We start from the raw sequence: 14,703 nt of genomic DNA, 5'->3' as shown, positions 1-14,703 counted from the left end.
GTCATTCATTATTTAAAGTCGAAGCAGTACAATATAGAAAACCATCGCAAGTTGTTTATGGCATTCTGCAATTTAACCAAACTTTTCCATTTCACCAGATCATTTCATTTGACAGGAGGCTTGGGTCATGCTGTTGATTCCGTTTTTGATCGGCATTGTATTCATCTTGATCCATTTCTTCGCCAGCGTCCTGGTGCCAAGAGACAAACTGAAGCAAGTGAAATGGTTCTCGTTTTCGGGCGGGCTTGCCGTTTCGTATATTTTCATCTACCTGCTCCCCACACTCCATAAGCAACAAGCCGCCATCGAAGAACCGTACCGGCAGCTGACGATGGAGTCGGAAATCTATTTTGTCGGCCTTCTCGGCGTCGTCTTGTTCGTCGGCATCCAAATTGTCATCCAGCAAAACTATATTTCCCACACCTCTACTTTCTGGTCCGTCATCGTTTTCTGTGCTTTCTATAACGCGCTCGTCTCCTACTCCGTTTTGTCGTTTGAAGTATCAGCCATTCAAGCCTTGTTCTACTGCGTCGCAATCGGTCCGCACTTCATGGCGGTCGCCCATGATATGTGGCGGAAGTTTCCAGTGGAATACAATCGATACGGACGTTATATATTGGCTGTCGGCATTATTAGTGGATGGATCATCGCCTTGACGACAGAACTGACGCCGCTGTTCAAATCGATCGTCTTCTCACTCGTTTCCGGCGCGATGATCTTTACGGTTTTCAAGCACGAATTGCCGAGCGAAAAAGAAACGCATTTCCCGACTTTTCTTATTTCCGTCGTCATTTATTCTGCCATTACGATTTCACTGAAGTTTGTGTTTGAATGGTAGTATCAAATAGCCCAACAGCAAACAAGAGCACTGCAAACTTGCAGCGCTCTTATCTTTAAACTATGGATTTCTTGTCGAATGAAGCAGCAAGATTCGTATAGAGCCACCTTGAAATTCAGCGTAACCTGAACGGGAGGTGGTTATGATGTATCAACGTGTATTGAAAAACAAAAATATTATGTGTTACTTAGCGGGAGCTGGCATCTCCCAGCTCGGCAATGTGTTGGCAGGGCTTGCCTTTCTTTTTATTTCCTATGGCCTGACAGAGTCCGCTGCCTTAACGTCCATCATAGCCATATCACAAGCCATGCCCTATTTGCTATTTGGCTTGATTGGCGGGGCCGTTGCGGACCGTGTCCATAAAAAGAGGATGCTCGTATGGATCGACCTGCTGAGAATCCCGCCCATCTTTTCGTTGGTTATATTCCATCAAATGGGCACGCTGGCGTTTTGGCATTTGCTGACGGCTGCTTTTATGGTGCAAAGCTTGGGGTGTTTATATAACCCCGCCTACCGAGCCGTATTGCCGCTGATCACGCCTCTTGATCAACAAACAGCGGTCAATAGCCTGTTGGATACGGTGACAAGGGGAATTCAAGTGTTGACGCCGGTTTTTGCAATCGCCATGGTCAATAGCGGAAACACCATTCACCTTTATACGATCGATGCCCTGACTTATCTTGTGAGTGCAATGCTCATCTTGAACATGCATTGGCAGGAAGCGATAGGTGAACAAGATATAAATAAGGTGCACACACAAGGAATCTTTCGTTCGATTGGGCTGTTTGTTCGATGGGCAAAACGCGAAGAGACGATCAAGATTTTGTTTGTGGCAACGTTTTGGATGGTCTTTTTCAATACCTGGGTTTGGCAGGTCGGCTTATTGTTGCTGCTCATCGACCGCTACCCTGGGAACGGCCAAGAACTTTACAGCCTAATCTTGGGGTGGTACGGAGCCGGCGTGATTTTGGCCAATATCGCCATCCCTTATTTTTGGAAAACCTTGACCTTGCCACTTTATTTAGGGGGCTCGCTTGTTTGGGGAATCGGTCTTGTAGTACTTGGATGCGCGAGTAACTTGCCGTTTTATTTTGCCGGAATGTTCCTTGCAGCGGCCGGTTTGCCGCTATCTAGCCTGGCTCGCGTGTATTTGATCCAAACCTTGGTGCCTGCGAACATGCTGGGTCGGGCTTTCAGCTTTAATGCGGTTCTTTTATATGGCTCCAATGTCTTGTCACTCGCGGTCTTCGGCGCATTTGTTTCTGTCGTCGGCATCCAGCAGCTGTTTATCATTTGTGGCAGCCTGATGGTGATGGCCGCCTTATTTTATCTTGTTCGAGGCATCCTGACGGAACATGCGCGGCGAAAAGCCGTAAAGGCGCTTGAATAATTGATTAAACGAGCTGATCGAAGAAAATCCGCAATCATAGGCGATATCCGTGATACTCCGGTTAGTTTGGATCAATAGCTCCTGCGCTCTCACGAGACGGTAAAGCTGCAGCCAGGAATACGGGGAAACACCGATTTTTTCTTTGAATAGATGCGCCAAGCGGCCATATCGGGTATATGCGTCCCGATCGCAGCCTTCGTGAGCAATAAACTCAATTGGGCAAAACTGTGATCCAAGAACATTTCAATTGAACCACTGCCGCCTTGTTCCAACAGCATGTATTGCTGCAAAAAATGAACTCATTGCTCGATGAGAGGATTTTTCTGAGACGTTTGTGCAAAATAAAGTTCCCTATCGTTTCCTGTAATAGCCCTTGCTGCCTCTTTAAGAAACACAGCATCCAGTTCGACCAAAAACTTATGGTCATCAACTGCAAGCTGCCGATGCCCATCATGCGGATTGAACACGATAAATTCTTGCTCCGCTATGGTCAAGTCATTGCGGTTGCTTTGATAATGCATCGAACCTTTCAAGGAAAACATGAATTTAAAACACGGATTGTCGCGCCACAGGCTTTCCGACTTTTTTTGGTCAGTCGATAATAATAAACAATTAGAAGTTTTTACGATCATGGCCATCCATTCCATCCTTTCTATCTTTCTAATTACCCCATTTGAATTAGGAGTGATTCGGTTGAAACATGCACTTGTCACTGGCGCCGGCATGCTCGACCAAACGATGCTATGGTTATCGAGAAATGGCTACCGCGTTTCTGTCATTGGGCGTAGCCGGCAGAAAACGCAGCAGCTCTTGGTACAACCCCCAATCACTTAACGCCAGTTTTCGTCGACTATACAAATACGAAAGCATTCGCTGCTGAACTTATTAAGATTCAGCACCAAGGCCCGATTCACTTGATCGTTGCCTGGATCTATGCGTATGAAAATGATGTAACCCCTTGCTTAGCCGATCTCCTCCCTGCTTCCGACCCTTGCAAACTATCCCGTGTAACTGGAAGCTGTCCTAAATTACGTCACGCCCAAGCAAACTTCGACTCCCCCCAGCCACATGAGCTATCACCAAGTACAGCTCGGCTTCAAAATCGAGAATGGCGTGTCGCGCTGGTTGACCCATGAAGAAATCTCATTTGGCGTTATAAATGCCGTGCAAGACAACATAAACTATCAAGTAATTGGAACGATAAAACCTTAGGAACAGCGGCCATAGCAGGAAAAGTCGATAGTACATCCAATTCGACGGTTACTTAATACTATACGGTAAATTCGGGAGCGGCGGTTTCATCCAAATGTCTGATTTTATTATTGAATAGATAATTTCATACAAGAGCACTCTTTCCGGAAATAGACTAAGCATAAATAGAACCATTAGGCAAAAGTGCAATTGCATGGCGACAATCTCATAACTGTTATTTGAACAATCACACCATAAATAAAGTGATAAAAAAAACAGGCATTCGTGGATTTCCACGAATGCCTGCTTCCCTACTATTATCGAATGCCCTGAGTTAACAACATAGACATTAGACCGGGCGTTTTAAGAGTATCATTAATTATTCTGCTGCAGTAATCTTATAAATCAAGCCACCATCTGTAGATGCGATAAGCGCGCCATCTTCTGTGACAAGAATGTCACGGAAACGTTGGACTTCATCCGTTAACAATCGTTCTTCTCCAACAACGATGTCATCTTCAATAACGACACGTACAATATAATTCGGTGCTAAACCACCAATGAACAAGTTGTTTTCCCACTCCGGAATGGCGTCATTGTCATAAAATGCCATCCCACTCGGTGCACTTGTTGGATCCCAATAATATCTTGGTTCAACAAATCCTTGTTCTTCGTGTTCTGAAATACCATCATTGACCAATTCACCAGAGTATTCGAGACCATAAGAAACAACGGGCCAGCCATAGTTATTGCCTGGTTCAATGATATTCAATTCGTCCCCAGCTTGCGGGCCGAACTCGACAATCCATAAATCGCCTGTTGCAGGGTTATAATCGATACCTTGGATATTGCGGTGACCGTAGCTGAAGATTCCATCGAGTGCGTCTTCATCTTCTACAAACGGGTTCGACTCTACTGGTTCTCCATCTTGTGTGATGTGGATGACTTTACCCAAGTAAGCATCCAATTCTTGTGCGCGATCGCGACTTTCGACATCTGAACGTTCACCCGTCGTTAGGAACAGGTTATCCTCATCATCAAAGATAATCCGCCCGCCATAGTGCAAAGTGCCTTCATATGCAGGAGTTGCCTGGAAGATCACTTCAAAGTCTTCGAGGGAAGTTTCATCTTCTGATAACATTCCTTTACCGACAGACGTTACCGTGCCGCCTTCAATATCCTGAGAAAACGTCAGAAAGACCATTCGCGATTCCTCAAAATCCGGAGCGACCGTGACATCCAGCAAGCCGCCTTGGTCCTCGTTATTCACTTCCGGCGTTCCTTCGATTGGATCTGACACAGAACCATCTTCAAGGTTTACGATGAGTAGCTCTGCTGCATCCCGCTGTGTCACGAGTAAGCGGTTCGGTTCAAACTCGGTCATGCCCCAAGACACGCCAAGACCTTCAACGACCACTTCCGTATCCAGTTCCGTTTCAGTTTCTACTGCCGGTGCTCTCGTTTGTTCCGGAAATGCCGGTTCAAACTCAGTCACTTTCGGTTCAGTTTCTGCACTTTCATTTGCGCCCTCGTCTGCACTTTCCTCAGTTGTAGCACCCTCAACTGTACTTTCTTCTGTTGTAGCATCCGAGTCATTCGCTGACTCTTCTTCGGTAGCATCTTCATTGCCACATGCTGCCAAAGCCAACACAGAACTTAATACTGTGAGGGACATTAATCTCGACCACGAACTTTTCGTCATTAGTGTTCCTCCCCTTTTCTCTATTTGTCACGATATATCCCATTCCCTAAAACCCAATATTAAAACTTGGTTAAGACTTCCATATATTAAGTAACGTATGAAACTTCTATGAAAATAATGTCATCATAAGCATTTGGAAATGAAATATAATTCAACTTTTTTGTGATTAAAGGAAAAAGTTTATAATAAAGAAATCACATCTACAATCGTTGTTCCCTATATTTGTTGCTTCAAAGGTTACGATAATGAGTTCAAGATCGTTGCTTATTCAGGACAAACTGGCAGTCAATACAGAGGTGGATGTTTCCATTAGGTGAACGTACTTTTTAGGAAACAATAGCAAAAGGAGAGAAGATTCGGCTTATACTCTCCTTCTCTCCTTTCTATTTTATAGCTTCCGATAATCGGGCAATATGTAAACCAAACAGATTAGAAATCCCTCAAAATATTTAATTTGCTTCATTCTCTATAAAATTTTAAGTACACTTTATCTAATTCATTAATTGTTAACCCCGTTATTTCTTTAAAACTTTTCTCGAAGTCTTTCGTTTTATTTGCCGAATTCATTATTTTGTTGATAATCTCTTCCCCGTATTCCTCTATTAAGAATTCAATTGCATAATAACTCTGTGCATAATTGTTGGTTGACTCTATGTACCTCGCTTCAGCCCATTGTTCATAGGTTGTTAAGTGAGCAAAAGGAATACTTTCAGATTCAGGCAAAGGTGCTCCTTGATCTTCGGCTTCAATATATTCAGCAACACCTTCTTGAAACCAAAGCGGGTAAATATTTAAATCTTTGGCCTTTTGAGCAAAAGCGTAGTGAGTATATTCGTGAAGAATGACTCCCTGAAACATGTATAAAGGGTAATTCTCTCTTTTTAATATAAGGTCCTTATCAAGATAATGTATGGCTAACAGCTTATCCTCTGCTGAATAAAATCCAGCACCACCTTCTACCCCAGACAACTTCGACATCTCTTCGCTATCTTGGAATACAAGAAAGTCAATCGGTTCTTGATATGTTTTGCCGAACAATGCTTCGGTTTTCACGAAAGCTAAGTCTAACGTTTCTTTTGTTATTGGCAGAAGTTCAGAGAAATCCTTTTCATGATAAATTGAAACGTGTTTATAATCTTCTTGTAAGTAAGAATCTTTGATCTGGTTTTTTAGTTTTCCTTCAGGACTTCGAGTTACTATCGCTGCCATTGCTTCGATGTATGTAAGGTTTATATCTGGTTGTTCTTCTGCTATGACTTTGTAAAGAAAAAAGCTCCCACCTAAAACTAGAATGAAAGAAAAGAAAACAAATATTGTTAAACTAAGAAATACAATTTTAATTTTTTTCACAGGCTACTCCTTCGAATGGAATTAGTTTAAATGTACTTCTATCAATTTAATTATAGTATACATTAAAGTAAATAAATGGGTTTTCCTAAATAAAGTTCTTCCTACTCACATTTTTTTATTTCTAGATATTTCAAGAAAATTAAAGCGCCATGATTAAGTAATCATTGATAACTTTTAATATTTAACGAAGTAAATCTTTCTTATCGATAATCATAGAAGTGTTCGTGAAATTACACTTACACAAACGAAAAAGAGAAGATACTCGGGACCAGTACCTTCTCTTTTCGCTATTATAGACTTCCGATAAGGGGTCATATGTTAACTAAAAATAATTATCGTGAAAATTTCATTTTCCCCTTGAACCTTACGTAGGGTAATGTTTTATAGTAAAACTAGCTTACTTTTGCAAAGGGGGAATCGTTGTGCAAAATGCTATTGTGAAGGCATTAATTAATGAAGAACAGATTCGTTTATATTTTATTGATAATACCCAGCTGCTTCGCGATATCTATGCCTTAAACCAGGAACTTCCTAAACCGCTTAAACTGCTGTTAGGCAAAACGGTATCAGCGATGAGCATACTCTCTGGTACGCTCAAAGGAAACCAGCGAATGAGCATCCAGGTAACGTTGAGTAACCCTCACCATAAGATTTTTGCGGAAGCCGAAGCGAATGGAAATGTCAGAGGATACTTGAACGAGGAACTTTTGAGAACTTCTAATATAGAAGAAAAGTCGATGCAAGATTTGATTGGACCTTCTGGGATGATCCGTGTCATAAAGGGTTCTGAGATGAATCAATTCACCAGCATTACCGATATGCCAAATCAACATATCACGGATGATATCGCCAACTATTTTGTGCAGAGTGATCAGACGCCGACCTATCTTTATTCCGACATTCAGTTGGATAATGGAGCTTCCCTTCTTTCCAGCCATGCACTATATGCACAACTGCTTCCCGGTGCACCACCACACCTGCTTTCAGAAGTGAAAATGATTGTGAAAGCCAATCCGGATATTTTCAGTAAACTAAACGCTGAAAAAGCGAGTGACAGCGAAGAAGCGTTAACCCAGTTGTTTGGAGATGCAAAAATCATCGGCCATAGCTCCAGTCAATTTTTCTGCGGGTGCAGTAAAGAAATGTTCTATGGCATGCTTTATTCATTGAGTGAAGAGGAAATCAAACGGAGCATTGAACGAAAGGAAGATATTGAAGCTTTTTGCCATATTTGCGGGAAAACCTACACGTTTAAGCAAAAGGAGATGCAGCAACTCTTCTAACTTCAAATTTCTCGTTTTTAGTTGGTGAATAAAATAGTGTTAAATGGAGGCCAAGCAGATGAAGGAACATTGGAAAGTCGGAGAAGTGGCAGAATTGACGGGTTTAACGATTCGAACATTACGCTATTACGATCAAATCTGTTTATTTTCACCTTCTCAGTATACGGAGTCAGGGCATCGGCTTTACACGCAAGCAGATTTGGTACGTCTTCAGCCCATTTTGTCCCTAAAGCAGATGGGAATGTCATTAGAAGAAATACAACTTCTGTTGTCTAATCCGGAGGAACAAACCGTTGCGGAGATTTTGCAAATCCAAATTTCTCGCGTCAAAAAAGAGATAGAGGTTCAGCAAAAACTAGTAGCCGAGTTGGAAAATGCGTTATGGGCTGCACGCAGCAATCGGACCATGTCGATTTCAGAACTTACTAAATTAATGGAGGCGCTGAAAATGAATAAGGAAAAATACTTTTCGAAGCAGCAATTGGCTACCATGGAAAGCAGATATGAAAATGCCGACAAACAACTTTTAAAGCAGGCAGAGCAAGAATTTAACGGTCTTATCAAGGAAATTCGTTTGGAAAAAGAAAAAGGTGCTTCTCCTTCCGATGAAAAAGTACAGGATTTAGCGAAAAAATGGAATGACATCGTGAATGCCTTTTCCGAAGACGATAGGACTTTCCGCAAGCAAGCCGAACATTTCCACGCCGAAAACCCAGGGAACGAACTCCAATATGAAATAGATAGCGAGCTATACCAATTTATCAATCAAGCAGTGAATCATACATGACTTTATAAGAAAGGAAGAGGAAAAGCTGATAAGTAGGCCATCCCTCTTCCTCTCTTGTATTTGTTTTTAGAGAACTGCCGATAACGTAATGATATGTAAACTAATTGAAAGTAAATAAGCTAATGATTTCTTTAATATCTTTGATAAAGAATTACAAAACAGAATTTGAGTTAATTTAAAAACCTTTCACTTTAGTACACTTATGTCACATTAATTTACGGACAGCATTTTGGTTCTGTGATGAGGTTTTGAATAAGTTGTTTGAAGCAAAGAACAACAGTATCGGTGGAAGCAATGTAAAAATTGATAACAATCCAGCAAACAAGAGTAATAGCGCTGATACATATTTATTGAGTTTTATTGTGAAGAGCGCAACCAAACTCAATAAGGCTGCTATTCCCAGCAAGTAAAAGGGATATTTTAAAGCATTCTGCACAAAACTCAAAATATCATTTGTATATTGTTCAGAGATAGCGGTAATTTCTTCAGGGTTCATTTCTCGTTGAGCCTTCGGATCATTCTCGAATATCTCAATAAGGACATTTTGAATCGATTGATTTGTATCAAGAGAGTTTGCCAATAAACCAGTACTTATAAATAGAATAACCAAGAGCAAAAATGCTATAGATACCAGTTTAAAGGGTGAACGTTTTTTATTCGTTTCGATATGTATTCCTCCGATTTTGAATGTTGTAATTTATTCTATTGTAACCAAAATTTAACACCCCTTCAATCAGCCTGAGGAATTGAATCTATCTAAGACCTAAGGCGTATATAAAAAATAAAGATATTCTCATTGTTATACTTTTGGAAACCGTTCGTAAAAGACAAATTCGCGAACACAAGAAAAGAAGAAACTCATTAATGAGTTCCTTCCGATACGCACTGATATGTAAACTAATTTTTCGAATCGTCCTTTAGAATAACCATCTTAAATCGACAATATTTAGACTGCGTTTAACTCTTTCCATTCACGTATATCGGTGAAATGCTGTGCCAGTTGATTCGCTTGGTTTGTTACACTTTCGGGATAATCTAGAATTTCCAATAGCTTAATGGCATTTCGGGTTACAGATGGTCCTTCATGGATCTTATAATCGAACAGCACTTCCCCATCCTTAATTGATTCCCGGAAATGGTAATTGGTATACACTCCTTCTGCAATTTCTGTCAGTTCAATATCGTGGGAAGCAATAATGTTCATCCCTTTGTTGGCAGACAACCATTCCATAATGGCTGCCGATGCAGAAATCCGTTCAATCGTATTGGTGCCTTTTAAAATTTCATCCACGAAAGAAATAAGAGGTTTCTTTTCCTTGCTCAGCTGGATAATTCGTTTCAACGACTTGATTTCTGCAATAAAATAACTATCCCCATCCAGTACGTTGTCTTGAATCGCCATCGAAGTCACGATATAACTAGGTTTCATTGTCCACGTTTTAGCCAAGACTGTATGAATCGTTTGCGCCAATATGGCGTTGATGGCAACCGCTTTGATATACGTTGATTTTCCAGAAGCATTCGATCCGGTAATCAATACAGTCTTGCCTAATGTAGAAGAGTTGGTTACCGGATCATTCAGAAGTGGATGAGCCAAGTCTTCAAATGAAAGCTTTTCCTTGTCGATAAACTAGGGCAATACATAAGAGGAGAGTGATTTCCGGTAAAAGGCAATCGCAATCGCGGCATCCAGCTCGCCAATCGCTTCCCACAACTGTTGATAAGCGTTCTGATGCGTGACAATCGCTTTCACAATTTGATTATAAGAAATGAAGTCGAGCAAGAACACGATTCGGAAATATTCTAAAAGAATGTCAAAGTCTCCGCCTGTATACGTACCAATAGACAAGACCTTACCGAAGAAGGAAACTCTTTTCAGCCCTTTTCCTTCCTTTTTCATTAAGTCTCTATAGATAGAGAATTGCGGATGTCGAACGGAAGCCAAACTTTTCCCTGTGTTTACAATGGCAGCTACGTATGTAATGGAATGCAGATTATTTTCCAACGTCTTTTTATTGCGATAATAAATCAAGGCGTTTATCAATAATGAAATAATCAAACTGATGATACCGACCTTTAAACTAAAGAACATGAGAAAAACCGAGATGATCGGTATACAGGCGAGAAGGACATACACGTATGCAAAATTAATCTTATGATCGTTGAAATGATAAAAATAGGAAGAACTATCGGCATAATTGCGTTTTCCAAGACTGGACAAAATGAGGAGAACTTGTTCTCTCAACTTATCATCCTGTGCAACGAGTGTATAAAGTTCTTCTTTGGACTGAAGCCCCTCAAGTTTCGGATCTATGTCCCGCAATTGATTGAATAAGTATTCTGAGCCGACACTGGTTTTGGTGTAATTCATCTTTTTAAACACCTGGTCCATCGCTAAGTCGTCCCAAGTAATCTGATCGATGCCAGCATAAAATTCTGCACACTCTTTTTTGTTTCTCCAGTATGAAGATACAGATTGAATATCTTCATGTAACGCTATGTATGTCCCAGTTTCCCACTCTTGTCGAATCTTCTTCAGTTTCCGTCGATTTCTTGTTAAAAGTTGATATGTAATCAGACAGGCGACGAATACAGCAATTAATATAAATGGATTTTCCACGTCAGCACCTCTTCCTCTTATCTTATACGGAACCGTTTTAAGAAAGTTTCATTGAGGGTGGAAAAAACTTACATCTTATAAACATCATATAAGCAAGATTAAAAACCGTTCGTAAAAGTACACTTACACGAACGAAAGGAAAGAAGCTTATTCCATCACTTCTTTCCTTCAGATAAGCAATTATATGTAACTGGATTTAGTACAATTCATACATAGAAAAGAGCTTATCAATATAGAGAAGAAGCTTTTCGGGCTCCATCTCTTAACTCCAATTTTGTTCGAATTAACGTGCTTCTGCATTCTGAACAATTCCCCTGCCGATACGGACAATCTGCAAAGACGTGAGCCATAGGACCAGTGCAGACCCCAGGCCAACTACCGTCATGTATGCATTTGCTTCATATCCGCCAATCGAAATTCTCTCCGGAATAAAAATCCAGGCGACGAGAGCGATTGCACAAATCAGTCCCCCCGTCAGATGATAAACACGAACGCCGAAAAGTGAAGCCAATGGGAAAAAGTGCACACCAACAATCAACGCCACGATAATTGGAATGAGTTGCGTAATTTGTGTCGCGTTACAAACAAAGATGGCAATTGCGATGGCAATCCCTTCAGCAGCGAAAATAAGATTAAATGCATTGCGCTGTTTTTTTCCGGACTTTGAACCAGCGCTGGTGCCAGAAAACTTCCTTCCCGATCGCAGCAGCAGAAAGCCCGTTGTGCACAAAGCGATTCCGATTAATAGTGCAATGATAAGCAATGCTGTTTGCGTTCCTCCCGGCCATTGCAAACCCATAATGCCAGTGTATGCCCATAATGTGCCGAATATCGCCATGAAAAATACGCCGTTTGCTGTTCCAAATATGGCTGCTTCAGGCGGCATGCGCTTTTCTTCCATCATCTGAATGTCCTCCTCCGTATTGTTTCCTAAGCCTAACTTACATAAATTAGCAGGGATATTTCTCCCTTTTAATATTATATCAAAATTTTCTAATATCTCTTATCTTTTTTTATGTCAGAATAAATCTGCTCGTAAATATACCTTGACGAAAAAACTGGAGAAAAGAGACGCTTTGATTGGCCGCTTTTCTCCATTTTGTGTTCATACAACTTCCGATAAAACACATGATATGTAAACTGATCAATTGTCAAAATAACTTAACAAAACTATTTTTTAGAAGTCTTAATGGTAAATTTCTTCATCGCTTGTATTACTTTGATCACTTACACTATTTTTGTTTCTTCTTTCTTATAAATACCAACAAGTAACATAATGAGTCCGATTATAAATACAAAGGGGAAAATATACCACATTATCAGTGCAGCCCAACCATTTTCTACAATGACTGCGTAATGTCTCCCAATCGCAAAAGCTAATGCTGGTGAAATTGGTATCATAAGAGCAATACCCCATATCATATACTTTTTCTTTTTCGGTTTATTTACACTTAACAGAAAAGCTAAAAATGCGCTTGTAAATGCAATTACATATCCTGAAATGATCACTGATGACATCTTACCAGCCCTCTCCCCATTTTATTCTCATCTGGATATACTAGCCTCTCTCTTTTAGACAAATCATTATAAAAAATAATACTTTGACAATTTAACTTTAACATGTTCCTCCTTACTTTTATTCCCAAACTCAGCAATAAAGTTATTTGGAACTGTTCATAAAAGTACTTCTACGAACAAAAAAGAAGAAACTTCAGTAAAGTTCCTTCTATCGTCAAGTTTTGATATGCAGACTGTGTATTTCACAATTCCAATTCTAGAGCCTTACAGAACAGTCTTTTGAATGCATCATTTTTCAGAAAAAACTCAACTTCACTTAGTTGTCGGGTCGAGCCAATGAAATTAAGGTTTTGAATGTAACTTAATTAGGATTAAGTTACATTCGAAAATCTAAAAAACTCAATCACTCAGCACTATCAACTGATCGACCGAGTTCGGGAAATGCTTCTGGCGGTTGTAACGCTTTATTTTTCAATAAGTTGTTCTAAAAGACGTGGAATGCCATAGACAGGCGCATCAGTCATTTGAAGATAAATGCCAATGGCTACAACAACGACAATTACTAGAATAGATAAAGTCAATTTGATGGTTTCTCGAGACACTAGGCTTGCTCCTTAAATTTACTGTGACCAGATAAAATGTATTGATAGAGTGTTTTAAGACTAGTAATAGAATACCACCAAAAATTGGTAAGTAAATACCGATGTTTTCGCATTTTGTAACAGGCTAAAATCAAGGAACTGAATGTAACTTAATTTACATTAAGTTACATTCGGTTAAGCGTTTAATGTATTAAATAAAAATGATCATTGCGATAAGAAATAGACCTACACCAAAATCAATCAAACTATTTGTTTTCTGTTTAGAAAATAGTAAAAACCCCTCTACTAAAAATAAAATTGCAACCACCAACACCATTACAGTCTTCAGGTTTTCGTATTCAGCACCGAGAAGAAATAACACTGGAATTACAATGATTAAAGAGAGATTTTTTAAGAGTCCAATAAACTTTTCAAGATGGGTTTCCTCACTTATTGAATCCATTTTACTTTCCTCCTCTAAATAAAACTCTTTATATCCTGCAACAATTCAGGGGAACCGAATGTAACTTAACTGCACTTAAGTTACATTCGAATACCTACTAATACTGGTGTACAGAGCCCTTGGTATTCTTTGATTTTTAGTTGCGAAAGGGAGTTTTTGATTTGTTCCATTTGAATTTTTTAAGGCTCACTTATTCCCATTGCGAGTAACAGTAGAAACGCGAATATTAATGGAATCAAATTAACACCAATACCTAAAATCGTCCATAGCAATTGCTTGGATAATGCTGCAAATAAAAGACCTATAACTGAGAGGACACTAAATACTATTATGCCCAAATAAACATCTCCATCTGGTCCCCTCATAAGAAAGAATGCAGTGACACTTATACCAAACGTCAGTAGAGATAATAAACCAAACTTGTTCATTTTATTCCCCCTATTTATCTGTGTAAGTTAACTTCATACACATTGTTTAGATAGCCACAAATACATTATACCAAAATATACCAAAATATTCTGACCTTTTTATTTTACTCCAAAATTTAAACCGTTCGTAAAAGTACACCTTTACGAACGCCAGAACACAGCAAAAAATTGAACAAAAATAACGTTCGTAAATGTGCAGAAACACTTTACGAACGTCCAGCAGATTGCAGCCACTATTACGAACGTTTTCAAGCCGCTTATGATAGAAGTATCGTTAGAGCTAGTTAGGAAATATGTTCGCTTCGAACTCCTGAATGATAAAATTTTTACATTGAGAATTAATGATCGGCTAGTTTATTAAGTGCTAAATTCGCGCTCTTTTCTATTCCTTTTCACTAAATTCAAGATCTGTAAGCCATCACTCGGACCGCCACCTAAAAAGCGGGGATAAGTCCACGAAACCAATGACATGATAATGAGAATAAGGTTTACTCCTGCGCTATTGATAATGATATTTCTCGCTACTCCAGATGTAAAATGAGTGGCAATGAA

At 39.7% G+C, this 14,703-nt stretch carries 18 protein-coding genes; 5 read left to right on the top strand and 13 right to left on the bottom strand.

Features of this window, described 5'->3' with window-relative positions:
- Positions 1-127 precede the first annotated feature (127 nt).
- Positions 128-838 (top strand): hypothetical protein, encoded by a 711-nt coding sequence (locus BBI15_RS08220; protein WP_068869119.1) that lies wholly within the window; start codon positions 128-130, stop codon positions 836-838.
- A gap of 142 nt (positions 839-980) precedes the next feature.
- The gene (locus BBI15_RS08215; RefSeq protein WP_335645708.1) at positions 981-2,228 is read left to right on the top strand and encodes an MFS transporter; all 1,248 of its coding nucleotides are present in this window, start codon (positions 981-983) and stop codon (positions 2,226-2,228) included.
- Here BBI15_RS08215 and BBI15_RS08210 read toward each other — a convergent pair.
- From BBI15_RS08210 to BBI15_RS08205, 3 genes are read right to left on the bottom strand one after another with little or no spacing between them, the layout of a single operon-like run.
- Positions 2,160-2,387 (bottom strand): helix-turn-helix transcriptional regulator, encoded by a 228-nt coding sequence (locus BBI15_RS08210; RefSeq protein WP_237150925.1) that lies wholly within the window; start codon positions 2,385-2,387, stop codon positions 2,160-2,162. The two genes, BBI15_RS08215 and BBI15_RS08210, sit on opposite strands and share 69 nt — an antisense overlap.
- A complete protein-coding gene (locus BBI15_RS16630) occupies positions 2,318-2,518 on the bottom strand; it encodes a hypothetical protein (protein WP_237150953.1) in 201 nt (66 codons plus the stop codon). Before BBI15_RS16630 ends, BBI15_RS08210 begins: the two co-directional genes overlap by 70 nt.
- 9 nt (positions 2,519-2,527) lie before the next feature.
- Entirely contained in the window at positions 2,528-2,866 is a 339-nt protein-coding gene (locus BBI15_RS08205; RefSeq protein ID WP_071349271.1) for a hypothetical protein, read from the bottom strand.
- 55 nt (positions 2,867-2,921) lie between these two features.
- On the opposite strand from BBI15_RS08205, the gene BBI15_RS08200 reads away from it, so the two are divergent.
- The gene (locus BBI15_RS08200; protein ID WP_157101638.1) at positions 2,922-3,062 is read left to right on the top strand and encodes a Rossmann-fold NAD(P)-binding domain-containing protein; all 141 of its coding nucleotides are present in this window, start codon (positions 2,922-2,924) and stop codon (positions 3,060-3,062) included.
- A gap of 736 nt (positions 3,063-3,798) precedes the next feature.
- Here BBI15_RS08200 and BBI15_RS08195 read toward each other — a convergent pair.
- Both BBI15_RS08195 and BBI15_RS08190 read right to left on the bottom strand, forming a co-directional pair.
- A complete protein-coding gene (locus BBI15_RS08195; protein WP_068869116.1) occupies positions 3,799-5,121 on the bottom strand; it encodes a PQQ-dependent sugar dehydrogenase in 1,323 nt (440 codons plus the stop codon).
- A 459-nt stretch (positions 5,122-5,580) separates the two neighbouring features.
- Positions 5,581-6,471: a peptidase MA family metallohydrolase gene (locus tag BBI15_RS08190; RefSeq protein WP_068869115.1), complete on the bottom strand. Its 891-nt coding sequence runs from the start codon at positions 6,469-6,471 to the stop codon at positions 5,581-5,583.
- A 422-nt stretch (positions 6,472-6,893) separates the two neighbouring features.
- Between BBI15_RS08190 and BBI15_RS08185 the strand changes: the two genes are divergently transcribed.
- Together BBI15_RS08185 and BBI15_RS08180 are read left to right on the top strand one after the other, a co-directional pair.
- A complete protein-coding gene (locus BBI15_RS08185) occupies positions 6,894-7,754 on the top strand; it encodes an Hsp33 family molecular chaperone HslO (protein ID WP_068869114.1) in 861 nt (286 codons plus the stop codon).
- 58 nt (positions 7,755-7,812) lie between these two features.
- Complete coding sequence (locus BBI15_RS08180; protein ID WP_068869113.1) at positions 7,813-8,541, top strand: MerR family transcriptional regulator; 729 nt, start codon at positions 7,813-7,815, stop codon at positions 8,539-8,541.
- Between the two features lie 205 nt (positions 8,542-8,746).
- Here the strand turns inward: BBI15_RS08180 and BBI15_RS08175 are convergent, their stop codons facing one another.
- From BBI15_RS08175 to BBI15_RS08145, 8 genes are all read right to left on the bottom strand, one after another.
- Positions 8,747-9,175, bottom strand: coding sequence for a DUF4064 domain-containing protein (locus BBI15_RS08175; protein WP_257785652.1), 429 nt, complete (start codon positions 9,173-9,175; stop codon positions 8,747-8,749).
- Between the two features lie 312 nt (positions 9,176-9,487).
- A complete protein-coding gene (locus tag BBI15_RS08170; RefSeq protein WP_068869111.1) occupies positions 9,488-10,078 on the bottom strand; it encodes a MutS-related protein in 591 nt (196 codons plus the stop codon).
- 93 nt (positions 10,079-10,171) lie between these two features.
- Positions 10,172-11,161 carry a hypothetical protein gene (locus BBI15_RS08165; RefSeq protein WP_068869110.1) on the bottom strand — a complete coding sequence of 330 codons (990 nt, stop codon included), beginning with the start codon at positions 11,159-11,161 and terminating at the stop codon, positions 10,172-10,174.
- 283 nt (positions 11,162-11,444) lie between these two features.
- Positions 11,445-12,065, bottom strand: a complete 621-nt coding sequence (locus tag BBI15_RS08160; protein WP_068869109.1) for a hypothetical protein — start codon at positions 12,063-12,065, stop codon at positions 11,445-11,447.
- A gap of 323 nt (positions 12,066-12,388) precedes the next feature.
- Complete coding sequence (locus BBI15_RS08155) at positions 12,389-12,679, bottom strand: hypothetical protein (RefSeq protein ID WP_068869108.1); 291 nt, start codon at positions 12,677-12,679, stop codon at positions 12,389-12,391.
- A gap of 464 nt (positions 12,680-13,143) precedes the next feature.
- On the bottom strand, positions 13,144-13,281 hold the full coding sequence (locus tag BBI15_RS16425) for a hypothetical protein (RefSeq protein WP_157101637.1): 138 nt from the start codon (positions 13,279-13,281) through the stop codon (positions 13,144-13,146).
- 190 nt (positions 13,282-13,471) lie between these two features.
- Entirely contained in the window at positions 13,472-13,723 is a 252-nt protein-coding gene (locus tag BBI15_RS08150; protein ID WP_068869107.1) for a hypothetical protein, read from the bottom strand.
- 179 nt (positions 13,724-13,902) lie between these two features.
- The gene (locus tag BBI15_RS08145) at positions 13,903-14,151 is read right to left on the bottom strand and encodes a hypothetical protein (protein WP_068869106.1); all 249 of its coding nucleotides are present in this window, start codon (positions 14,149-14,151) and stop codon (positions 13,903-13,905) included.
- Positions 14,152-14,703 lie beyond the last annotated feature (552 nt).

The organism is Planococcus plakortidis, assembly GCF_001687605.2.
GTDB classification, from domain to species: Bacteria; Bacillota; Bacilli; order Bacillales_A; family Planococcaceae; genus Planococcus; species Planococcus plakortidis.
This window is presented reverse-complemented; position numbering and strand designations above follow the sequence as displayed.